26 protein-coding genes are annotated in these 20,174 nt (G+C 68.8%); 16 read left to right on the top strand and 10 right to left on the bottom strand.

Annotated features, from left to right (window positions below):
- Both ACZ54P_RS07185 and ACZ54P_RS07190 read left to right on the top strand, forming a co-directional pair.
- A complete protein-coding gene (locus tag ACZ54P_RS07185; RefSeq protein ID WP_465460614.1) occupies positions 1-519 on the top strand; it encodes a VOC family protein in 519 nt (172 codons plus the stop codon).
- Positions 516-1,103, top strand: coding sequence for a pentapeptide repeat-containing protein (locus tag ACZ54P_RS07190; protein ID WP_465460615.1), 588 nt, complete (start codon positions 516-518; stop codon positions 1,101-1,103). Before ACZ54P_RS07185 ends, ACZ54P_RS07190 begins: the two co-directional genes overlap by 4 nt.
- A 73-nt stretch (positions 1,104-1,176) precedes the next feature.
- Here the strand turns inward: ACZ54P_RS07190 and ACZ54P_RS07195 are convergent, their stop codons facing one another.
- Positions 1,177-3,978, bottom strand: coding sequence for a TNT domain-containing protein (locus ACZ54P_RS07195; RefSeq protein WP_465460616.1), 2,802 nt, complete (start codon positions 3,976-3,978; stop codon positions 1,177-1,179).
- Positions 3,979-4,096: 118 nt separating this feature from the next.
- On the opposite strand from ACZ54P_RS07195, the gene ACZ54P_RS07200 reads away from it, so the two are divergent.
- Positions 4,097-4,396 (top strand): DUF3017 domain-containing protein, encoded by a 300-nt coding sequence (locus ACZ54P_RS07200; protein WP_044855640.1) that lies wholly within the window; start codon positions 4,097-4,099, stop codon positions 4,394-4,396.
- A gap of 63 nt (positions 4,397-4,459) precedes the next feature.
- Here the strand turns inward: ACZ54P_RS07200 and ACZ54P_RS07205 are convergent, their stop codons facing one another.
- Both ACZ54P_RS07205 and ACZ54P_RS07210 read right to left on the bottom strand, forming a co-directional pair.
- Complete coding sequence (locus ACZ54P_RS07205) at positions 4,460-5,629, bottom strand: MFS transporter (RefSeq protein WP_465460617.1); 1,170 nt, start codon at positions 5,627-5,629, stop codon at positions 4,460-4,462.
- A 194-nt stretch (positions 5,630-5,823) separates the two neighbouring features.
- Positions 5,824-6,144, bottom strand: a complete 321-nt coding sequence (locus ACZ54P_RS07210; protein ID WP_465460618.1) for an ArsR/SmtB family transcription factor — start codon at positions 6,142-6,144, stop codon at positions 5,824-5,826.
- A gap of 278 nt (positions 6,145-6,422) precedes the next feature.
- On the opposite strand from ACZ54P_RS07210, the gene ACZ54P_RS07215 reads away from it, so the two are divergent.
- On the top strand, positions 6,423-7,592 hold the full coding sequence (locus tag ACZ54P_RS07215) for an MFS transporter (RefSeq protein WP_465460619.1): 1,170 nt from the start codon (positions 6,423-6,425) through the stop codon (positions 7,590-7,592).
- Between the two features lie 3 nt (positions 7,593-7,595).
- On the opposite strand, the gene ACZ54P_RS07220 is transcribed toward ACZ54P_RS07215, so the two are convergent.
- Entirely contained in the window at positions 7,596-7,784 is a 189-nt protein-coding gene (locus ACZ54P_RS07220; protein WP_465460620.1) for a DUF1918 domain-containing protein, read from the bottom strand.
- Between the two features lie 128 nt (positions 7,785-7,912).
- Between ACZ54P_RS07220 and ACZ54P_RS07225 the strand changes: the two genes are divergently transcribed.
- The 4 genes from ACZ54P_RS07225 to ACZ54P_RS07240 all read left to right on the top strand — a co-directional run bounded on the left by ACZ54P_RS07225 (position 7,913) and on the right by ACZ54P_RS07240 (position 9,528).
- The gene (locus tag ACZ54P_RS07225; protein WP_465460621.1) at positions 7,913-8,557 is read left to right on the top strand and encodes a spermine/spermidine synthase domain-containing protein; all 645 of its coding nucleotides are present in this window, start codon (positions 7,913-7,915) and stop codon (positions 8,555-8,557) included.
- Positions 8,558-8,584: 27 nt separating this feature from the next.
- The gene (locus ACZ54P_RS07230) at positions 8,585-8,737 is read left to right on the top strand and encodes a hypothetical protein (protein ID WP_465460622.1); all 153 of its coding nucleotides are present in this window, start codon (positions 8,585-8,587) and stop codon (positions 8,735-8,737) included.
- 67 nt (positions 8,738-8,804) lie between these two features.
- Entirely contained in the window at positions 8,805-8,942 is a 138-nt protein-coding gene (locus tag ACZ54P_RS07235; RefSeq protein ID WP_465460623.1) for a hypothetical protein, read from the top strand.
- A gap of 7 nt (positions 8,943-8,949) precedes the next feature.
- Positions 8,950-9,528, top strand: coding sequence for a GNAT family N-acetyltransferase (locus ACZ54P_RS07240; protein WP_465460624.1), 579 nt, complete (start codon positions 8,950-8,952; stop codon positions 9,526-9,528).
- 335 nt (positions 9,529-9,863) lie between these two features.
- On the opposite strand, the gene ACZ54P_RS07245 is transcribed toward ACZ54P_RS07240, so the two are convergent.
- Entirely contained in the window at positions 9,864-10,451 is a 588-nt protein-coding gene (locus tag ACZ54P_RS07245) for an HhH-GPD-type base excision DNA repair protein (RefSeq protein ID WP_465460625.1), read from the bottom strand.
- Between the two features lie 38 nt (positions 10,452-10,489).
- The gene (locus ACZ54P_RS07250) at positions 10,490-11,368 is read right to left on the bottom strand and encodes a LysR family transcriptional regulator ArgP (RefSeq protein WP_465460626.1); all 879 of its coding nucleotides are present in this window, start codon (positions 11,366-11,368) and stop codon (positions 10,490-10,492) included.
- A 66-nt stretch (positions 11,369-11,434) separates the two neighbouring features.
- On the opposite strand from ACZ54P_RS07250, the gene ACZ54P_RS07255 reads away from it, so the two are divergent.
- From ACZ54P_RS07255 to ACZ54P_RS07265, 3 genes are all read left to right on the top strand, one after another.
- The gene (locus ACZ54P_RS07255; protein WP_465460627.1) at positions 11,435-12,049 is read left to right on the top strand and encodes a LysE/ArgO family amino acid transporter; all 615 of its coding nucleotides are present in this window, start codon (positions 11,435-11,437) and stop codon (positions 12,047-12,049) included.
- Between the two features lie 79 nt (positions 12,050-12,128).
- On the top strand, positions 12,129-12,953 hold the full coding sequence (locus tag ACZ54P_RS07260) for an EamA family transporter (RefSeq protein WP_465460628.1): 825 nt from the start codon (positions 12,129-12,131) through the stop codon (positions 12,951-12,953).
- 225 nt (positions 12,954-13,178) lie between these two features.
- Positions 13,179-13,469: a hypothetical protein gene (locus ACZ54P_RS07265; RefSeq protein WP_465460629.1), complete on the top strand. Its 291-nt coding sequence runs from the start codon at positions 13,179-13,181 to the stop codon at positions 13,467-13,469.
- A gap of 120 nt (positions 13,470-13,589) precedes the next feature.
- On the opposite strand, the gene ACZ54P_RS07270 is transcribed toward ACZ54P_RS07265, so the two are convergent.
- The 3 genes from ACZ54P_RS07270 to ACZ54P_RS07280 form a co-directional block, all read right to left on the bottom strand.
- On the bottom strand, positions 13,590-14,585 hold the full coding sequence (locus ACZ54P_RS07270) for a DUF2203 family protein (protein ID WP_465460630.1): 996 nt from the start codon (positions 14,583-14,585) through the stop codon (positions 13,590-13,592).
- A 21-nt stretch (positions 14,586-14,606) separates the two neighbouring features.
- Positions 14,607-15,194, bottom strand: a complete 588-nt coding sequence (locus tag ACZ54P_RS07275) for a hypothetical protein (protein WP_465460631.1) — start codon at positions 15,192-15,194, stop codon at positions 14,607-14,609.
- Between the two features lie 75 nt (positions 15,195-15,269).
- Positions 15,270-15,788: a hypothetical protein gene (locus ACZ54P_RS07280; RefSeq protein ID WP_465460632.1), complete on the bottom strand. Its 519-nt coding sequence runs from the start codon at positions 15,786-15,788 to the stop codon at positions 15,270-15,272.
- A 239-nt stretch (positions 15,789-16,027) separates the two neighbouring features.
- Between ACZ54P_RS07280 and ACZ54P_RS07285 the strand changes: the two genes are divergently transcribed.
- On the top strand, positions 16,028-17,251 hold the full coding sequence (locus ACZ54P_RS07285; protein WP_465460633.1) for an NADP-dependent isocitrate dehydrogenase: 1,224 nt from the start codon (positions 16,028-16,030) through the stop codon (positions 17,249-17,251).
- Positions 17,252-17,455: 204 nt separating this feature from the next.
- On the top strand, positions 17,456-17,761 hold the full coding sequence (locus tag ACZ54P_RS07290; RefSeq protein ID WP_465460634.1) for an SH3 domain-containing protein: 306 nt from the start codon (positions 17,456-17,458) through the stop codon (positions 17,759-17,761).
- Between the two features lie 53 nt (positions 17,762-17,814).
- Here ACZ54P_RS07290 and ACZ54P_RS07295 read toward each other — a convergent pair whose 3' ends face one another.
- A complete protein-coding gene (locus tag ACZ54P_RS07295; RefSeq protein WP_465460635.1) occupies positions 17,815-18,558 on the bottom strand; it encodes an MBL fold metallo-hydrolase in 744 nt (247 codons plus the stop codon).
- 56 nt (positions 18,559-18,614) lie between these two features.
- Here ACZ54P_RS07295 and ACZ54P_RS07300 point away from each other — a divergent pair, with 56 nt between their 5' ends.
- From ACZ54P_RS07300 to ACZ54P_RS07310, 3 genes are all read left to right on the top strand, one after another.
- Positions 18,615-19,421, top strand: a complete 807-nt coding sequence (locus tag ACZ54P_RS07300) for an exodeoxyribonuclease III (RefSeq protein WP_465460636.1) — start codon at positions 18,615-18,617, stop codon at positions 19,419-19,421.
- A gap of 93 nt (positions 19,422-19,514) precedes the next feature.
- On the top strand, positions 19,515-19,823 hold the full coding sequence (locus ACZ54P_RS07305; RefSeq protein ID WP_465460637.1) for a nucleotidyltransferase family protein: 309 nt from the start codon (positions 19,515-19,517) through the stop codon (positions 19,821-19,823).
- A gap of 47 nt (positions 19,824-19,870) precedes the next feature.
- Positions 19,871-20,152, top strand: coding sequence for a HepT-like ribonuclease domain-containing protein (locus tag ACZ54P_RS07310; RefSeq protein WP_465460638.1), 282 nt, complete (start codon positions 19,871-19,873; stop codon positions 20,150-20,152).
- The last annotated feature ends 22 nt before the right edge of the window (positions 20,153-20,174 follow it).

Here is a 20,174-nt window from a genome sequence, read left to right on the forward strand (position 1 = left end):
ATGACCAGCGCGAACATCGCCGCCAGTCCGATCCCCGCCGGCTATCACTCCGTCACCCCGTGGATCATTTCGCGCGACACCGCGGGCGTGATCGACTTCCTGAAGCAGGTCTTCGACGCCGAGCCGCTGGGTGAACCGGTGTACGTCGAGGGCGGGAAGATCGGGCACGCCGAGGTCCGGATCGGCGACTCCGTCGTCATGCTGTTCGACGCGCAGGACGACTGGGTCGACACCCCGGCGTACCTGCGGCTTTACGTCGAGGACAGCGTGGAGACACAGCGCCGGGCCATTGAAGCGGGTGCCGAAGAGGTCACGAGGCAGACGGAACTCTTCTTCGGCGACCGCGTCGGCCGGGTCCGCGACCCGTTCGGCAACCTGTGGTGGATCCAGACCCGGCTCGTCGACCTCGAGTACCCGGAGATGGAGCGCCGCATGAACGACCCGAAGTTCATCGAGGCCATGCGGTACGTGTCGGGCTCGAAGATCGTCCCCAGCCGGTATGCGATCCTGGAGGGGTGACCGAGACTGCGGAAGACTACCGAGAAGCCGTCCTTTCCCAGCAATGGTGGGAAAAACGTAGTTTCGTCGGTTGCGACTTCACCGAGGCGGACCTCCGCGGACTCCGTACCCAGGGGTGCACCTTCGACCAGTGTGACTTCACCAAGGCCGACTTCGAGGGCTCGCGCCACGAGGCGTCGGCGTTCCGGTCGTGCACCTTCGACCGCAGTGTGCTCGCCGGCACCCGGTGGAGCTCCTGCTCGCTGCTCGGTTCGTCCTTTGTGGACTGCCGGTTCCAGAAGATCGCGTTCACCGAATGCGATCTGTCGCTGGTCTCGCTGAGCCGCAATCGACTGTCCAAAGTGGATCTGTCCGGGCTTCGGCTGCGCGAGGCGAACCTGACCGAGGCGGACCTCAGCGGCGCCGATCTGCGCGGCACCGACCTCACCGGTGCCCGGCTGGCGGGCGCGAAACTCGAGGGTGCCGATCTGCGCGGCGCCCGGCTCGACGCCAACGGCCTGGTGCAGGCGAACCTCTCGGGCGTCCACGTGGACACCGAGACCGCCGTGGCCTACGCCGCCGCGCACGGCCTCGTCATCCACTGACCCCTGACCGCTATGAAAGGTCCTTTCCTTGCGAAATTTGCAAGGAAAGGACCTTTCACAGCACTTACGGGAGCTAGTCGATCGGCGGTTCGCCCGGGTCCAGTTCGATGAGGTCGCCCTCGGCGAGCAGTTCCTCGATGGACGCCGGCAGCAGGTACGCCGACCCGCCACCGGGCTGGTTGAACCACGGGATCGCGACACCGGCGAGCGCTTCGAGTGGACGCTGCACGCGGTACACGTGGTACGGCCGGTTAACCCACTCCGGCACCAGCGAGCGCTCCTCGAACGGTGTCCCGGCCGCATAGGTCAGGTTGCCGTTCGGGCCGCCGAAGCGGTCCAGCTCGCTGCCGGCGGGCAGCTCACGCAGTTCCTTGCCGCGGAACAGCGTCAGCGGCGGCTCACCGCTGAGCGGCGAGATCGGCCAGTTCTGCTTGGCGTCGGGCTGCCCGGTGTTCGCCGCGGCGGCGGGCGGACGTGCCGGTTCCTCGCGCCGCATCGGTGGCGGAGGCGGCGTCACCGGCGGTTCGCGCCGGGGCGGGGCGGGCGGCGGGCTCGCCAGCGTCGGGTTCGGCCGCACCGGGGGCGCGGGCGGGACCGGAGCGGGGGCGGGCTCGTCGTCCAGGTCGTCCCCGAGCAGCTCTTCCGCCGTCGTGAACGCCGTCTGCTCCTGCGCCGGGATCGACTCCCGCGGCGGCACCGGATGCGAACCGGTGGCGATCTCGGGGGAGAGCGTCGCCAGCACGGGCGCTGCCGGAGCGGGCGGTTCCTCGGCAGGCTGCTCTTCGACAGCGGACCGCTCGTCGAAGGCCTGCTCGGCGGCGGGCGGAGCACCGTTCGGGTTCAGCAGGACCTTGCCGAGCATGAACGCGGCCGCGTCCTCGGCGTCGCCGAACACCGCCGGGTTGGTCAGCTTCCCGTCGTACCAGCCGACCCGCCAGCCACCGCTGTCGACCTGCTCGACACTCCAGCCGTGTTCGGCGGGCGAGCCGATGCGGTAGACGTCGTCGGGCACGTCGAGTTCGTCGAACTTCGACTGCAGCTCGTTCAGCACCGGCACGGGGTGCTCGGCGCGGCGCGGCCGACGGTGATCTTGGGACTCCGGGGCCGCGCGACGCGGGAGTTCCGCGCGCCGCGGTTCGGGCTCCGGCCGGGAGAGGTGCGCGGCCGCTACCGGGGCGGGCTGTTCCTGCGACGGAGCGTCGACCTGCGTGACCTCGGAGTCCGACGGCGGTGGCGGATTCGGCGCCTCCGTGTCGTGCGTGAGGAGGGGCAGCGCGTCCGCGTCGGCCTGCTCGACCGGCGTATAGCCCGCCGTCGTCTCGGTGTCGTCCTGGTCGTACGACGCGTCCTCAGGTCGCGTGTCCTCGTGCTGCTGGGCGTAGGAGTCGCCCTGCAGCGGCCGCGCGTACGTCGTGGCCTCGGGATCGGCGAGTGGCCTCTGATGCGAGGCCTGCGGCTCCTGCTCGGGCTCGACGTGCTGATGCGGCTCCTCGTCCTGCCGGGCTTCGTCGGCGTAGACGTCCTGCTCGGACTCGTGGAACTGCGCCTCTTCGTGCGGGTACTGCCCGTCGTAGCCGTCGGCGTACTGCTGCTCGGCGGCGGCTTCGTGAAAGTCCTGCGCCTGGTAGTCCTGAGTGTCGTAGTCCTCTCCGTACCGCTGGGCCTGCTCGGCCTGGTCCGGGAGGGTGCTCTCGGCAGCGGGCACGGCCGCGGCGGCCGCGACCGGTGCGGCCGACGCGGCGGCCATCGAGGCAGCGTCCGGCCCCTGCTGGTGCGCAGGCGGGACGGGCGGCTGAGCGGTCTGGTTCGGCCCGGGACCACCCGGGCCCGCGAGCCCGTTGGGGCCGGGCTGACCGGGACCGCCCTGATTGACCGGGGCCTGCTGCGGCGGCACCGGACCGTTCTGCGGCGGGCCCTGCGGAGGCGGTCCACCGGGACCACCAGGGCCACCGTTGGGCCCACCCGGTCCACCGGGACCACCCGGGCCGTTCGGCCGCTGCTGCGGGGGCTGATTCCCCCGGGTGAGGTAACCCGCCGCGGCCTGCAGCGTGGAGTCGTCGACCTCGGGCAGGGTGAAGCCGTTCTGCCGGACGTGGTCGATCAGGTCGAGTTCCGGCGAGACGCCGTACTCGCGCAGGTAGAAGTTGACGGCGGCGGGCCAGATCCACTGGCCGTCGCTGTGGAAGGCGACCGGGACGGTGGCTTCGGGGGTCTGCGCGAGCCTGTCGATGTCGTAGCCGCGCTCGGTGACCACCAGCGGCGCGTGGTCGAGGTATTCGAGCAGCCTGTCCTGCTCCTCGATCTCCAGATCGGGCCGGTTGATCACCGGACGACCGGCCGGGCCGATGGTGTCGAAGATGCGGGCGATGCGGAAATGCGGTCCGGGTTGCTCCGGGCCGAGACCGGACATGCGCCGGATCAGCCATTCGGGCACGTTCTCCTCGGAGCGGGGGAACATGCGGAGCTCGTCGGAGTACGCCTGCGGAGGCGGCGCGAGACGCCATTGCGGCTCGTCGCGGTTGTATTCGAGGTTGTAGCTGGACGGGTGGTCGAGCTGGTAACGAGCGTTGAACCAGGTGCCGCGGCCGTCGCGATACATCCCGGCACGGAGCCTGCCGAACAGCGTCGCGATGTCGTGCGTCGCGACCCATTCGTGCGCGGTGCCGTCCTCGGTGATGATCTCGCCGGTCATCTCGTGGTACCTGCCGACGGCTCGGTACTCGGCGGTCACCTTCCGCCAATCACGCGGCGCGGCCCGCAGCAGGGCGAGGCCGATCTGCTTGACCAGGGTGTCCTGCTCGGTCGCGTTCAGCTGAGTCGTCGGTTGTGCCACGGTCACATTTTGACCGTATCCGCGTCCGCGTGCACCCCGCATGTGGGTTTTGCCGCTCTTGACAACTGGCGAAGACGCCCTGACCTGGTGTCCGTTAACTCACCCGGGATACTGACGAGGTGAACCGATTTGCCCGTGAGGCCATGAAGGACGAGGACTGATGGCGGTGGCCGGACAGCGGCGTGACCGTGGGGCACTGCTCCGTCACCTGCCGTTCCTGCTGGTGATGCTGGTGGTGGCCGTCGCGGCCCTGCGGATCGGCCAGTACCACTGGCGGCAGGGAGCCGCGCTGATCGGTGGGGCCCTGATGCTCGCGGGTCTGCTGAGGGCGGTCCTTCCCGACGCGAAGGCGGGGCTGCTGGCGATCCGGGGCAAGCCGGTCGACGTCCTGACTTATGGCGCGCTTTCTGTCTTGATCCTTTTCATCGCCTTCACGATCACCGGCGGTCCCCTGTCCTGATGCGCGTGAAGGCCCCTTCCCTCGGCTGAGCTGAGGGAAGGGGGCCTTCACGCGCTTTGGGGGTCAGGAAGCCATCGCGGGGACCCGGGCCTCACGGCGGTCGAGACCGCCGGAGACCGCGGCCAGGGAGAGTCCCAGCACGGCCAGCGACGCGCCGACCCAGTTGGGCGCGACCAGGCCGAGGCCGCCCGCGATCACCAGGCCGCCGAGGTAGGCGCCGATCGAGTTCGCGATGTTGAACGCCGACTGCACCGCGGCCGAGACCAGCGACGGCGTCCCGCCCGCCTTCTCCATGATCCTGGCCTGCATCATCGGGCCGATCATGAAGCCGGCGAGGCCGACGAAGAAGATCGTCACCGCGGCGCCGACCTTGCCGTTCGCGGTGATCGTGAAGATCGCCAGCACCGTCGCGAGCCCGGTCAGCGCGAGGTAGAGACTCGGCATCAGCGCCTTGTCGGCGAGCCTGCCGCCGAGGTAGTTGCCGATCGTCATGCCGACCCCGGCCAGCGAGAGCAGCAGGGTGACATTCGACGGCGAGTAGCCGGTGACGTCGGTCAGCATCGGCGCGATGTAGGACAGGCAGGCGAACACGCCGCCGAGGCCGAAGGTGACGATCGCGAGCGCGAGCCACACCTGTGGACGGCGGAAGGCGCCCAGTTCGCCGCGCAGCGACGGTTCAGTCGGTTTGCCCTGGTGGGGGACCATTTTCGCGATCGCGGCGATGGCGACCAGGCCGATCAGGGCGACGACGCCGAACGTCGCGCGCCAGCCGACCTTCTGGCCGAGCAGCGTCCCCAGCGGCACGCCGACGACGTTGGCCAGGGTCAGGCCCATGAACATCATCGAGACGGCCTTCGCGCGTTCGCCCGGTTTGGCCAGGCTGGACGCGACGACCGCTCCGGCGCCGAAGAACGCGCCGTGCGGCAGGCCCGCGAGGAAGCGGAAAGCGACGCCGAAACTTTGGTTCGGCGAGAGCGCGAAGAGGGCGTTGCCGAGCGTGAACAGCCCCATCATCGCCAGCAGCATGGTCTTGCGCGGCAGCCGGACCGCGGCCGCCGTGAGCAGCGGGGCGCCGACCACGACGCCGAGGGCGTAGCCGGAGATGAGGTAACCGGCGGACGGGATCGACACACCGAAATCAGTGGCGGCTTCGGGCAGTACGCCCATCATGACGAATTCGGTGGTTCCGATGCCGAAGGCACCGATGGCGAGCGCGAGCAGCGCGACGGGCACGGCTCTCCTTCCGGGGTCGTACGTGAGTAAACGATTACTCGCCCAGCGTCGCGGATGGGGAGCTGAATCGATTTAGGTCTTGGGCACAAAAGAAGACAGCGCGTTCGGCCTCAGCGTCGACGAGCTGTCCTGCATCCAGTTCAACGGATCGAGGGTGCCTTTGTCATCCCGGTTTCGGGTGAGGCTGACCACCCTCAGCGGCGAGCGGCGAGGACTCCTTGGAGCAGTCCCGGGAAGAGCTCGTCGAGATCGTTGCGGCGCAAGGAGTTGTAGCGCGTGGTGCCCTGCTGGCGGCCCATGATGACGCCCGCTTCGCGCAGGGTGCGCAAGTGATGGGTGAGTGTGGACTTGGTCACGGCGACGTCGAATCCGCTGCAGGAGATCTCGGTGCCGGGCGTGGCCAGCTGGCGGACCAGGTCGAGGCGCACCGGGTCGGCGAGCGCGGCGAGGACCGCCTCGATCCGGATCTCGTCCTGCCCGGGGTAGGCGTACTGCGGGGTGGTGGTCGCGGCCATGAGTCCATAGTACGACGCCCCTCGAACTTCCCGGAGGTTCGTAGTACGGTCCTCATCGAACTACGACAACCATCGAACAACGACCCCTGAGCGACTTTCGCCCCCTAATCGCGCTCCGGCGCCAGCCGGGCGCCCCCGGACCCAGGTCGACATTCGCGGGCTAATCGCGCTCCGTGGGGCACCTGGGCGACCGGGGCCCGGATCGCCTTTAGCGGGCTGAACGCGATCCGGGCCGAAGCGGGAGGCGACGTGAAAAGGGGTCTGGAGCTGGGGAGTCCATGACTTTCGCGCCATCTAGGCCCTCGGTGCTGGCACTCGGCACCTTCGCGGTCGGCACCAGCGGCTACGTCGTCGCCGGGCTGCTGCCCGCGCTGACCGGCGAGCTCGGCGTCTCCGAGACGGCCGCCGCTCAGCTGGTCACCGCCTTCGCCATCGCGTACGCGGTCGGCTCGCCGCTGTTCGCCGCGGTCACAGGCCGCTGGGAGCGGCGCACCCTCCTGGTCGCCGCCCTCGTCGTCACCGCCGTCGGCAACGCCCTCGCCGCCCTCGCGCCCGGCTACGTGACCCTCCTCTTGGCGCGGGTGGTCACCGCGATCGGCGCCGCCGTGTTCACCCCGGCCGCCAGCGCCGTCGCCGCCGAACTCACCACGCCCGAACGCCGGGGCCGCGCCGTCGCGCTCGTCTTCGGCGGCCTGACCATCGCGACCATCCTGGGCGTCCCGCTCGGCAGCGTCCTGTCGCAGAGCGTCGGCTACCACGCCGTGTTCGCGCTCGTCGCGGCCTTCTCGCTTCTCGGCGCCATCGCGGTCCGGATGGTCCTGCCCGCCGTCCCGGCACCGCCTCCGGTCCGCCTGGTCGAACGGTTCACCGTGGCCAAGGACCCGCGTGTACTCGCCATGCTCGGCGCGACCGTGCTCGGCTGCCTCGCCGCGTTCTCCGTCTACACCTTCATCTCGCCGGTCCTGTCCGCCACGGCGGGCGTCCACGGCACGACGGTCAGCCTGCTGCTGTTCGTCTACGGCGCGGGCGGCGCGCTCGGCAACGTCCTCGGCGGCCGCGCGACCGACCGCTGGGGCGCCAGGGGACCGCTGCTGGTCGTGTTCGGCGGGATCACCGTGGTGCTCGCGATGCTGCCGCTGGTGGCGACCACCGTCGCCGGTGCGGCGGTCGCCCTTTTCCTCTGGGGCCTGGCCACCTGGTCGATCAACCCGCCGATCCAGCACCGGCTGATCGAGTTGTCCAGCAAGAACGCCGGGCTCGTCCTCTCGCTCAACGCGTCCGCCATCTACCTCGGCGTCGGCCTCTCCGGTCTGGTCGGGGGAGCGGTGCTCAGCGGCGGCGGTCCGCTCCTGCTGCCCGAGATCGCGGCGGTGCTGACCGCGCTGGGCGCGGCCGTGGTCGTGACGGGCTGGCGGAGCCGCGTGCGGCGGCCCGCGCCGGCCGAGTGACGCCTATTCGGCGCGAGACTGGATTTCGCAGTCAGGTCCGGGGAAGACCAGCCCTTCGTGCCCGTCGGCGAACCGGACGAGGTATGGCGGGGCGCCGTGTTCTCCGCGTACCTCGAGGATTTCACCGCGCTGCTCAGCCGAGCCCACCGTGCGTCCGTGCACGTGGATCTCGTCTCCGACGGTCGCGTGCATGAGTACCACCTCCGACGCTTCAAGGTTAGGAGTGTCGGAGGGGGCTCGTACAGGTTTACGCCACGATCGGCCCAGGGCTTCGGTGAAATCCGCGGGCTCGCGGTGACCGTCGTCGATAAGCTGCCCGGATGACCGATGTACTCGACGTGGTGGACGGGAGGAGCGGCGAACTCGTGCTTCGCCGCGCGGGCGAGGATTTCGAAGTCATCGCCAACGGGGTCTTCCTGATGGACACCCGCAACGGTGAATCCGAACGGTTGCTCGTCTCGGTGGCGGCGGATCTGGTGCCGGGCAAGGCACGCATGCTGATCGGCGGCCTCGGTGTCGGCTATTCGCTGCGTGCCGCGCTGGACCACCCCGGCGTCGGCGAGATCGTGGTCGTCGAGCGCGAACCCGCCGTGATCGGCTGGAATCGCGAGGGCCCGCTCAAGGACGTCCACGGCGACGCTCTCTCCGACGAGCGGGTCACCGTGGTCGAAGCCGATCTGGTGAAGTGGTTGCGCCGGACGGAGGAACGGTTCGACACGCTGTGCCTCGACATCGACAACGGTCCTGAGTGGACGGTCACCGACGGTAACACGAAGCTGTACCAGAACGACGGCCTCGACATGCTCGCCGCACGGCTGCGTCCCGGCGGTGTACTCGCCGTGTGGAGCGCCGAGTCGGTTCCGTCGTTCGCGAAGCGGCTGCGAGCGCGATTCGGCGAGGTGCGGGAGCTGAAGATCCCGGTGCCGCAAGGGGAACCGGATGTGCTGTGGTTCGCGCGGGTGTAGCGGACGCCGCCGCTGTACCCGGACGCGGTGACTCTGGCACCGGACGCGTCGGTATCGGACGTGCTGAATGGGATCGACCTGTCGCCGGGCTGCTCGGTGAAGGACAGTATCGGTTGCCTGGACCTCTCCGGAGCGGGCTTCGAGGCGCTCTTCGAAGCCCCGACGGTGTCTCCGGCGTGACCGTCAACCGTGACGGCGACTTCGCCGAACTGTCCACTTCGTACACTCATGGCGATCTCGGTGACGCGTGGCGTGGCGCGACCTCGGCGGTCGCCACGACGTTCCCGGCCTGCCGATCACCGGCTACGAACACGGCGACGACCTCGCCGCCGCCTTGCGAGCCGGGTACACGGCACTGAGGCCGCTGCGGATCTGGCTGAAATGATCGCCGGATGGAGATCACCACCTGGCACCTCGAACAGACCTCGCCGGACGACCTGAGCGCGGCCGGGCCGCCCGCCGTCCCGGTGACGGTCACCCGCGCTGAACTGGTCAGCCCGGAGCTGAACCGGTACCTCTACACCGCCGTCGGCGGCGACTGGTTCTGGACCGACCGGCTCGGCTGGACTTGGGCGCAGTGGATCGAGTGGCTGGACAGGCCTGGCGTCGAGACCTGGGTGGCCTACGCGCAAGGAACACCGTGCGGGTACTTCGAACTCGACGGCAGCGGCGAAGCCGGTCTTGAAGGCACTGTCGAACTCGCGTACTTCGGCCTGATGTCGTCCTTTGTCGGGAAGGGCATCGGACGGCATCTGCTGACGGTCGCGCTGCGTGAGGCATGGGCGCTCGCGGAACGCTGGCCGGGCAAGACGGCGACGCGCCGGGTGACGGTCCACACCTGCACCACGGACGGCCCGGCCGCGCTCAAGAACTACCAGGCACGCGGTTTCCGGGTGTTCCGCACCGAGGTCGAGCAGGCCGGACTGCCCGCCGAGACGCCGGGGCCGTGGCCGGGAGCCGGGAAGAAGTAGTTGTCGAGTGAGTGGCAAGTCGTGCTCTATTGAGAGATTGGGCAAAGGTGGCGCGTTTTTTCGGGATGGGGTCTGGGTGGGGCGGCACCGCACTCGCGTGCTCAACGACGGATCTCGCGTGCTTGGAGGCGTAACACCCGAGGCGCGGCCCGCTCTTGACTGTCCATAAGGGACATTGTCGACGACCATAGTGTCCGGTTAGGTGATTTAGGCGGTTTCGCGAGGGGGTCGTGAGTGGCAAGTCGTGTTCTAACCCGAATCGCCACTCACGACTTCGCTCGGAACCGTGTATGGAGGCATCAAGCGGACGCTCAGCTGCCAGAACCTGTCGGTAGTTACTCCGCCGGGGCTTTGGCGGCGGCCTTGGCCGCCTTCTTGAACGCCCGCACCTCACCGAGGGTCTTCGTGTCGACGACGTCCGCGATCGAGCGTCGCGAACCGCGGTCGCCGTACGCACCGGCGGCCGCGCGCCAGCCCTTGGGCTGCACGCCCAGTTGTTTGCCGAGCAGCGCCAGGAAGATCTTGGCTTTCTGCTCGCCGAAACCGGGCAGCGCCTTGAGCCGCTTGAGGACCTCGGGACCGTCCGGCTTGGGCCGCCCGGAGGTCCAGATCCCGGCGGCGTCGCCGTCGTAGACCTCGACGATGTGCTGGGCGAGGTCCTTCACCCGGCGGGCCATCGAGCCGCCGTAGCGATGGATCGCCGGCGGGACCACGCAGAGTTCGACGAAGGTCTCGGTGTCCGTCGCGACGATCTTCTCGATGTCGAAACCGTCCATCCGGTCCGCGATCTTCTGCGGCCCGCGGAACGCGTGCTCCATCGGGAACTGCTGGTCCAGCAGCATGCCGACGAGCAGTGCGAACGGGTCTTCGCTCAGCAGTCGGTCCGCTTCCTCGTCCCCGACCAGGTGCAGTGCGCGCGTCATGCGCCCAGGATCTCACGACCCGGCCGGGGTGCGCGTCCTCATCCGGGCGGGTCGACCAGCAGGTCGGCGGCCGCCGTGGTGACGGCGGCCGACACCGCCGCCAGCGCGGGGGAGTCGAGTTTCCACTGCTGCCAGAACAGTGGTACGTCGATCGGGTGGTCCGCGTCGAGACAGGCGAAGGTGCCGTCACGCAAGCGGTTCCCGATCTGCGCGACCGGCACCATGCCCCAGCCCATCCCGGCCGCGACGGCGTCGAAGAATCCTTCGGACGACGGAACGTAGTGCCGCAGCGAGCTCGCGATCGTGCCGCGTTCACGCGCGAAGCGGTCCTGGAGGTCGTCGCGGCGGTCGAAGACGACGACGGGGGCTTCGGCGAGGGTGAGGTCCGTGCCGAGTTCGGGGCTCACGACGGCCAGGTACCGCATGTGCCCGAGCCGGTGCGCCGAACATCCCGCGACCGGATCCGGTGACGACGTCACGGCCGCCATCACCAGCCCCTCCCGTAGCAGGGTCGTGGTGTGGTCCTGATCCTCGCGGTGCAGTTCGAAGCAGATCTTCTGTTCGGGCGGCACCCGGGTGAGCGCCGGCAGGAACCACGTCGCCAGCGAGTCGGCGTTCACCGCGATCGGCAGCCGGACCGGTTCTTCGCCCGCGGTCAGGCCGAGTTCGGCCCTGGTGTCGGCCTCCAGCAAGGCCAGTTGACGGCCGAAGCGCACGACGGCCTGGCCGGATTCGGTCAGGCGCACCGGTTTCGTGCGGATCAGCAGCACCCGCCCGGTGCGCTGTTCGAGCGCCTTGACGCGCTGGCTGATCGCCGAGGGGGTCACGTGCAGTGCCGAGGCAGCGGCGTCGAACGTGCCTTCGTCGGCGACCGCCAGCAGCGTCCGAACGAGGTCGAGCGGCAGATCGGTCATCATGAGCGCTAATGTTACGTAAGAATCTTTAGCTGTACTGTTGATCAGGCGCTTCCTAGTGTGCTTCCCATGGGAGACGTTCTGCTCAGCGCCGCCGCCGGTTTCGGCGCCACCATGGCCCTCATCGTCGCGATCGGGGCGCAGAACGCCTTCGTACTGCGCCAAGGCATCCGCCGGGAATCGGTGTTCGTGGTCGTCCTGATCTGCATCGTCTCGGACGTCATCCTGGTGAGCCTCGGCGTCGGCGGAGTTAGTGCCATGGTGGGGGCGTCACCCGAAGCGCTGACCATCGTCACCCTGGTCGGTGGCGCTTTCCTGCTCTGCTACGGCGCTCTCGCGGCCCGTCGCGCGTTCAAGCCGGCGGCGCTGGATACCGGTGGCCCCGAGACCGGCGGATCGCTGCGCCACATCGTGCTGACCACGCTGGCGCTCACCTGGCTGAATCCGCACGTCTACCTCGACACTTTGCTCCTCCTTGGTGCGATCGCCGCGGGGCACGGTGGTGGCCGGTGGGCGTTCGGCGTCGGTGCGGTGCTGGCGAGCGTGCTTTGGTTCCTCGCGCTCGGGTTCGGCGCGAGGCTGCTCAGCGGGTTCTTCCGCAAGCCGTCGTCGTGGCGGGTGCTGGACGGTCTCGTCGCCGCCACGATGATCGCCCTCGGTGTGACGCTGGTGGTCAGCGCCTGATCGGTTGCGGGGTATGGCGGGCAGTTGTATGCATGAGTCATGCATTATTTCCGCGTCCGCCATCGCCTGGAGGCCGGAGATGGCTGAACTCACCGCACTCCTTTCGGCCCTCTGCTTCGGTACCACTCATTTCGTCAGCGGAGTGCTGGCGAGACGCGCTCCCGGGATGACGATCTCGTTGTACGCGCAGCTCGGAGGCACCGGGCTCAGCGTCGTCGCCGCTCTGGTTTTCCGTGGACCGGCCACGGCGCAAGCGCTTGCCTGGGGTGCCCTTTCCGGACTCGGGACGGGCGTCGGCGTCGCCTTCCTCTATCGCGCGATGGGCCGGGGCGCGATGAGCGTCGTCGTCCCGGTCAGTGACCTCGGCGCGGTGGTCATCCCGGCCGCGGTCGCCGTGCTCGCCTTGGGCGAACGGCTGTCGGTGCCCGCCGCCGCCGGGATCGTGCTGGCGTTGCCGTCGGTGTTGCTGGTCTCGCGAAGCGGCGACGGACACGGCTCCGCGGGGGTGGCCGACGCGCTCGTCGCGGGTGTCGGGTTCGCCCTGCAGTTCCTCGCCATGGCCAAGGTGCCCGCCGACGCCGGGTTCTGGCCGATCGCGGTCAGCCGGGCGGTGTCGGTCTGCGCGATCGTCCCGCTCGTGTACCTATCGTCGGCGACGTTCCGGTTGCCCGGTGCGACGGCGGTGAAGGCAGCCGTCGCCGGAGCGCTCGGCTCGGTCGCGATCCTGCTGTACTGGTACGCCACGCAGCGGCAACTGGTCGCCGTCGCGACCGTGCTCACCGCGCTTTATCCGGCGATCCCGGTCGTGCTCGCGATGATCTTCCTGCGCGAGCGCGCCAATCGGGCGCAGATCGCCGGGCTGATCGGCGCGGGTGCCGCGATCGGCCTCATCGCCATCGGATGATCTGCTGCCGTTGTGATCTCTCACAAGGAGACGTGGACAAGTCTGGTCTTTGTCCCGGTTCTCGCCGCTGGTTTGTGACGGATGATGACCTCACCACGCTTGTCGCGGCTTTGACCTTCACGGTCGCCGCCCCCGCGGTGGCGGGCGCCGCGACGACGAGTGGCTGGAACGACTGGTCGTGCCGTCCGAGCGCGAAACATCCCGAGCCTGTCCGAGGGGACGACGATGCCCGCGTACTACCTCAAATTCGTGGGTGGCGCGGAAAAGGGGAAGCATTTCGTCGGCTTCGGCTCGAACTTCAAGGGCACGACGCTCAACGGCCTTTCCGAGCTGGCCAGGGCATACTTTCGCTGCCCGGCATCGACCTGCTCGCCGACGGCGTATGCGGGGCGTGCCGGGGCCGGCCTGCACGAGCATCGTCAGCCGCCACGATCGAGTGGTCACGCCGTACACCAGTGGTGTGCTGGGCGAACCGGGCACGACCGACATCGTGCTGCAGGACCGCTGCGCGAGTGACGTGTCCGGGCATCTGAGCCAGGCGATCGACCCCAACGTCACGAGCCTGATCCTCAAGGCGCTCGATCCGGCGAACGCGCCCGCGCCGGCGTGCGGCCGTTCTTCGCGCCGCTGTAAGCGTCAGGGCCTGGTCGCGTGCACCACGAACACCGACCGGGTCCGGTCCGGCGTTTCGACGTCCAGGCGGTTGACCGTCACTTCGGTGAAACCCGCTTCGGAGGCCAGTGCAGCCGCCTCGTCCTCGGTTTCCGGCAGCTTCAGGTCGGTGGGGACGATGGCGGCGAACGCCTCCGACGGCCGGAACGCCGACGCCGGCGGCAGGCTGAAGCCCACCCGGCCGCCGGGGCACAGCACCCGCAGCCAGTCGCGGAGCGCGGCCGCGCCGAGGAAATGCAGCGAGGACGCGCACAGCACGGCGTCCGCGCCCTCGTCCTCCACCGGCGCGGGGACCGCCGACGCGACCTGCCAGGTGACGCGCTTGCCGGGATCCAACGACGCCGCCTTCGCCTCGGCCTGCGCGATCATGCCCGGCGAGATGTCGATCGCGAGTACCTCACCCGGATCCAGGCGCAGCGCGGCGAACGCCGCCACGCCGGTGCCGGTCGCGACGTCCAGAACGCGTTCGGGGGCCGTGCGGCCGAGGCCGTCGACGAGCGCGTCGGCGACGAGGCCGTGAAAGGTGTCTTCGTCGTAGTGCGCGGCGATATCGTCGAAGAGACCGGCCGCGATTTCCTCGCTCACCGCCTCGACTTTATCGGGCAACCGCCGTCGTCCGGCGAAACCCAGGTCGGCGCGGTGATACCAGCACAGTTCCGGGTCGCCTTCGAGCCAGCAGAGCAGGACATCGACGCCGTCGAGGTCAGCGGGGAAGTCGATCAGGAGCGGAGCGAACCCCTTCAGCTCCGCGCCGGTCCGCTGGACGGTGGTCATCAGATCGTCCAGCCGGGCCTGCGCGGCCTTCCACTCCGGCATCCCGCCGAGCGCGGTCTCGCGGCCGCCCGGGCGCAGGGACGCGGCGAGCTCGGCCGCGTCGGCGCGCAGGCGGACGAGCTCGTCGAGCACGGGGCGTAGCCGGGCGAGTTCGGCGCGGGCTTCAGGAACGGTGAACAAACCCATGCGCCGATGGTCCCAGTCCGCTCAGCGGCGCCGCCGGGCGAGTCTCGCCGCGAGGCCCGCGCCGATCAGGAGGAACCCCGTCCCGAGCAGTCCGCCGATGAACAGCCAGCTCGTGACGCCGTAGGTGACATCGTTCTGCGGCAGGTACTTCACCAGCCGGAAGCCCCATTCGGGCACCGCGGCGGCGGCCACGCCGGGTGCGACGCCCCAGACCAGGCCGCCGACGATCGGGCCGGTCGCCGAGAGCGCGCCGAGCAACCCGACCGCGAGCAGCAGGATCCCGCCACCGACCAGCAGGCCGATGCCGAAGACGTCTCGCTGAGTGCTGAGGGTTGCCTGGACGAGCATCTGCTGTCGGAGGCCGCCCCAGGCCAGCAGGCCGAGCGCGACCGGTGTCAGGACCAGGCCGCCGGCGCCGCTGAGCACCCGGCGCACGCCCCGGCCGGCACGGCTGTCTTCGGGGACCACGTCGTCGTCGAAGGGCTCGTACGGTTCGTACGACTCGACGTCCTCGTAAGGCCTGCGAGGGTCCTTGGGCTGCTGGTCGTACTCGCCGTACTCCTGGTAGTCCTCGTCGTCGTACTCCGCGACGTACCGGTGCGATGACATGGGCGGGCCACCTCCCTTAACCGGACTACGGATGCCAGGCCCGCTCGGTTCACATCGATCTCGCCCGGAGCGCGTTTAGCCCGCTAAACGCGCTTTGAGGCGGCGGCGGGCGAGGGTGCCGACCAGACCCGCCCCGACCAGCAGTGCCCCGCTGCCGAGCAGGGCGCCCATCACCAGCCAGGTCACCAGGCCGGCGCCGAGTTCCCGGCCACCGATGTCGTACATGACGCTCAGGAGATCCGACGAGCCGATGAGGGCGGTCAGCCCGGGCAGCACCCCCCAGACCATGCCGCCGACGACCGGACCGAGCCCGGACAGCGCGCCGAGGAGCGCGACGCCGAGCAGGAGAAGAGCACCGAACAGCAGCAGGATCAGGCCGAGTGGATCCTCCCCGATGCTGTAGGCCCGCGCGAAGACGCGCTGCAGCCGCATGCCGCCGTAGATCACCATGCCGAGCGCGACCGGCGTGAGCAGTACGCCGCCGAGCGCGCTGAGCACGCGAGGCACGGCGCGGCTGTCTTGCCTAGGCTGGAGGTAGGGCTCCGGTGCCGGTTGCTGCTCGTGGGGCGGTACGGCGTAGGGGTTGGTGGACATGGCGACCGCCTTTTCCGAGGACCGGGAGAGAAGTGCGGTTCGATGATGTCGCGGTTTCGCGGGTCCCGTGACGGCCGGATGGCCGTCGTCCGACCGGGTGACGTCGGCCACATCGGCCTCGTGGAGACTTGATGCCGACCACTACTGGAACCATCCAGGACCGTTAAGCAGTACGCTTGTACCGCTACCGGAGATTTAGAAGAAGAACGCGAAGATCCGCGGAAGGAGCACCGCTGCTCATGGCCAAGATCAAGGTCCAGGGCACCGTCGTCGAGCTCGACGGCGATGAGATGACCCGCATCATTTGGCAGTTCATCAAGGACAGGCTGATCCACCCATACCTGGACGTGAACCTGGAGTACTACGACCTGGGCATCGAGGAGCGGGATCGCACCGACGACCAGGTCACCGTCGACTCGGCCAACGCGATCAAGAAGCACGGCGTCGGCGTCAAGTGCGCCACGATCACGCCGGACGAGGCGCGGGTCGAGGAGTTCGGCCTGAAGAAGATGTGGCTCTCGCCCAACGGCACGATCCGCAACATCCTCGGCGGCGTGATCTTCCGCGAGCCGATCGTCATCCAGAACATCCCGCGCCTGGTGCCCGGCTGGACCAAGCCGATCATCATCGGCCGCCACGCGCACGGTGACCAGTACAAGGCGACCAACTTCAAGGTCCCGGGTCCCGGCACGCTGACCATCAGCTACACCCCGGACGACGGCTCCGAGCCGATGGAGTTCGAGGTCGCGAAGTTCCCCGAGGGCGGCGGCGTCGCCATGGGGATGTACAACTACCGCAAGTCCATCGAGGACTTCGCGCGCGCCTCGCTGCAGTACGGCCTCGACCGTGAGTACCCGGTCTACATGTCGACCAAGAACACCATCCTGAAGGCCTACGACGGCATGTTCAAGGACGTGTTCGAGGAGATCTACCAGGCCGAGTTCAAGGCCGACTTCGACGCCAAGGGCATCTCCTACGAGCACCGCCTGATCGACGACATGGTCGCCGCGGCGATGAAGTGGGAGGGCGGCTACGTCTGGGCGTGCAAGAACTACGACGGTGACGTGCAGTCCGACACGGTCGCGCAGGGCTTCGGCTCGCTGGGCCTGATGACGTCGGTGCTGCGCACCCCGGACGGCAAGACCGTCGAGGCCGAGGCCGCGCACGGCACGGTGACCCGGCACTACCGCCAGCACCAGCAGGGCAAGCCGACCTCGACGAACCCGATCGCGTCCATCTACGCGTGGACCCGGGGCCTCGAGCACCGCGGCAAGCTGGACTCGAACCCGGAGCTGATCGGGTTCGCGAACAAGCTGGAGCAGGTCGTCGTCGAGACCGTCGAGAGCGGCAAGATGACCAAGGACCTCGCGCTGCTGATCAGCAAGGACCAGCCGTTCCAGACCACCGAGGAGTTCCTCGCGACGCTGGACGCCAACCTGGCCAAGAAGATCAGCCAGGGCTGAGCCTGTCGCTGAGTACGTGAAGGCCCCCTTCATTGCGCTAGACGCGGTGAAGGGGGCCTTCACGTACTTGTGACGGTGGGTAGTACACGTGCCGTCCGGTTGGCGCCTCCGGGTGGTTGGCGTTCCGGGAGCTGGGCGACCGCCCCGGCTTCTGCCACTCTGTTCGAGGAAGAAAACGATTCCCTTGTTCGAGGAGTGACCACCATGGCCATCTCGAAACCGGTTTTGTTCGCCGGCGGCGGACTGGCGTTGATCGTCGTCGTCGCCATCTCGGGGCAGGACAGGGAGTCGAGCGCTTCGAGCCCGACCGGTTGCCAGGTCGTGGTGACGGCCGACGTGCTCAACGCCCGCGACACCCCCGGCGGGCAGAAGATCGTCGGGAAGTACGTCAAGGACGCGAAGATCGACGCCCAGCCGGTGGTCGAGAACGGCTTCCGCAAGATCGCCGAGGGCAAGTGGGTCTCCGCCCAGTACGCGACCCCGGTCGAAGGCTCCCAGTGCGGCCCGTGACCCGCCCCGGATCGCGTTCAGCCCGCTAAAGGCGACGTGCCCGCAGGTCGCGTTTAGCCCGCTAAACGCAGGTGGGTGCCCTCCTCGGCCGCCAGGACCTCGCCGCTGAACTCCTTCCGCGCTTCGGCCACCGAGACCTCGCGGTCGGAGCCGGGCCAGAAGTGGGTCAGCAGCAGCCGTCGGGCGCCTCCGCGTTCGGCCCAATGCCCGGCCTCGCCCGCCGTCGACACCAGCCGCGGCGTCTCGGTGGGAGACGGCCCCTGGAGGGTGGCGTCGGCGATGAGCAGGTCGGCGTCGCGCCCCAGCTCCGCCAAAGCCGGGCTCGGCCCGCTGTCGCCGGTGTAGGCGACGGTGAGCCCCGGCGCCGTCAACCGGACGCCGTAGTTCGGCACGTGGTGCGGCAGCAGGAACGTGGTCATCCGGAACGGCCCGATCTCGCGCGGCGGGCCGAGATCGAACACGTCGAAGATCGTCGTCGGATGCGGTCGCGGTTCCAGCGCCTCCAGCCGCCTGACCGTCCCCGGCGTGCAGTGCAACGGGATCCTCGGCTCATCAGGCAGCCCATACGCCCTGGCCCGGCCGAGCGCGCTCACGTCCGCGCAATGATCGGGATGCTCGTGCGTCACCACCACCGCGTCGACCCGGCCTTCGGGGCAGTGTTCGAACAGTCTCGACGCGGCGCCGTAGCCGAGGTCCAGCACGATCCGGAAACCTTCGTGGACCAGGAGGAAGCCGGCGCAGGCGCGACCCGGTTCGGGCCAGGCGCCGCAGCTGCCCAGCACGGTCAGCTCGCTCATGCGCGCAGTCTCGCAGAACGAACGCCCTGACGGTTCTGTCGGACCCTCCGGGTAGCGTGCGATGGGTGCTGACCGTCTCCACTGTGAATGTCAACGGCCTCCGTGCCGCCGCGAAAAAGGGCTTCGTCGAGTGGCTCGGCTCCACCGAGGCCGATGTCGTCGCCTGCCAGGAGGTCCGGGCCGAGCTCAAGGAGCTCCCGGCCGGTGCCGCCGCGCCGGAAGGCTGGCACGTGGTGCACGCGCCGTCGGCGCAAAAGGGGCGCAACGGCGTCATGCTCTTCAGCCGGGCCGAGCCGGACGAGGTCCGCATCGGTTTCGGCGAGCCCGAATTCGAGGACAGCGGCCGCTACGCCGAGATCCACCTGCCGGACGTGGTGGTCGCGAGCCTGTACCTGCCCAGCGGTGACGTCGGAACCCCGCGCCAGGACGAAAAGGAGCGCTTCATGGCGGCGTTCCTGCCGTACCTCGTCGACCTGCGCGCCAAGTCCGCTGCCGACGGCCGTGAGGTCGTCGTCGTGGGCGACTGGAACATCGCCTACGAGAACATCGACCTGAAGAACTGGCGCGGGAACCAAAAGAGTTCGGGCTTCCTCCCGGAGGAGCGGGAGTGGCTCGGCCGCGTGTTCAGCGAGGCCGGTTATGTCGACGTCCAGCGCAAGCTCGACCCGGAAGGCCCTGGCCCGTACACCTGGTGGTCGTACCGCGGGAAGGCGTTCGACAACGACTCGGGCTGGCGCATCGACTGCCAGATCGCCACTCCCGGCCTCGCCGAGCGGTGCACCTCGGTCGTCGTCGAGCGTGCCGTGTCCTACGACCAGCGGTGGTCCGATCACGCGCCCGTGACGGCGACCTACGCCGACTGATCCGGGGCGGTCGGTCGGCGATGCCGCAGCACGACCATTCGCCGTGACCTCCGGGATCCGGTCAGGCACAATCAGGAACAGGAGGTGGCGGTCATGCACGAGTCGATCGAACTCAAGAAGCGCGAGATCGAGCAATTGTGCCGGGCACACTCAGTGCACCGCCTCGATCTGTTCGGCTCAGCCGTAAGCGACAGGTTCGACCTTCAGTCCAGTGACGTGGACGTGCTTGTCGAGTTCGATATCGGGCCAGGGTTCGACTACTTCGATACCTACTTCGATCTGAAGGAAGGCCTTGAACAGGTACTGGGTCGTCCCGTTGACCTCATCAGCGTGACCAGCATTCGCAATCCCTACTTCAAGCAACAGGTGCTGGAGACTCGGGAGCTGCTCTATGCAGCGTGACGCTCGGGCTTACCTTTGGGACGCCTTGAGGGCAGCGGAACTGCTGAGTGAAGTTCAGCAAAGGCGAGGATTACGACGCTTACCGGTCGAACGCCATGCTGCGCTCGGCGGTCGAGCGTCAGTTCGAAATCATCGGTGAGGCGCTGAACCAGCTGTCCAAAGCCGACAGCGACTTGGCAGCGCAAGTGCCTGACCTCGGGCGTATCGTCGCATTTCGTAACATCCTCATCCATGGCTACGCGACGGTCGACGACGCCTTGGTGTGGCAGGTGCTCACCGAGCGGCTTCCCGGGTTGATCGGCGTCCTGCGGCGGTTGCAAGACGCGTAGGTCCGACCACGCGCCGGTGACG

It is taken from the genome of Amycolatopsis sp. NPDC034160 (assembly GCF_055575355.1).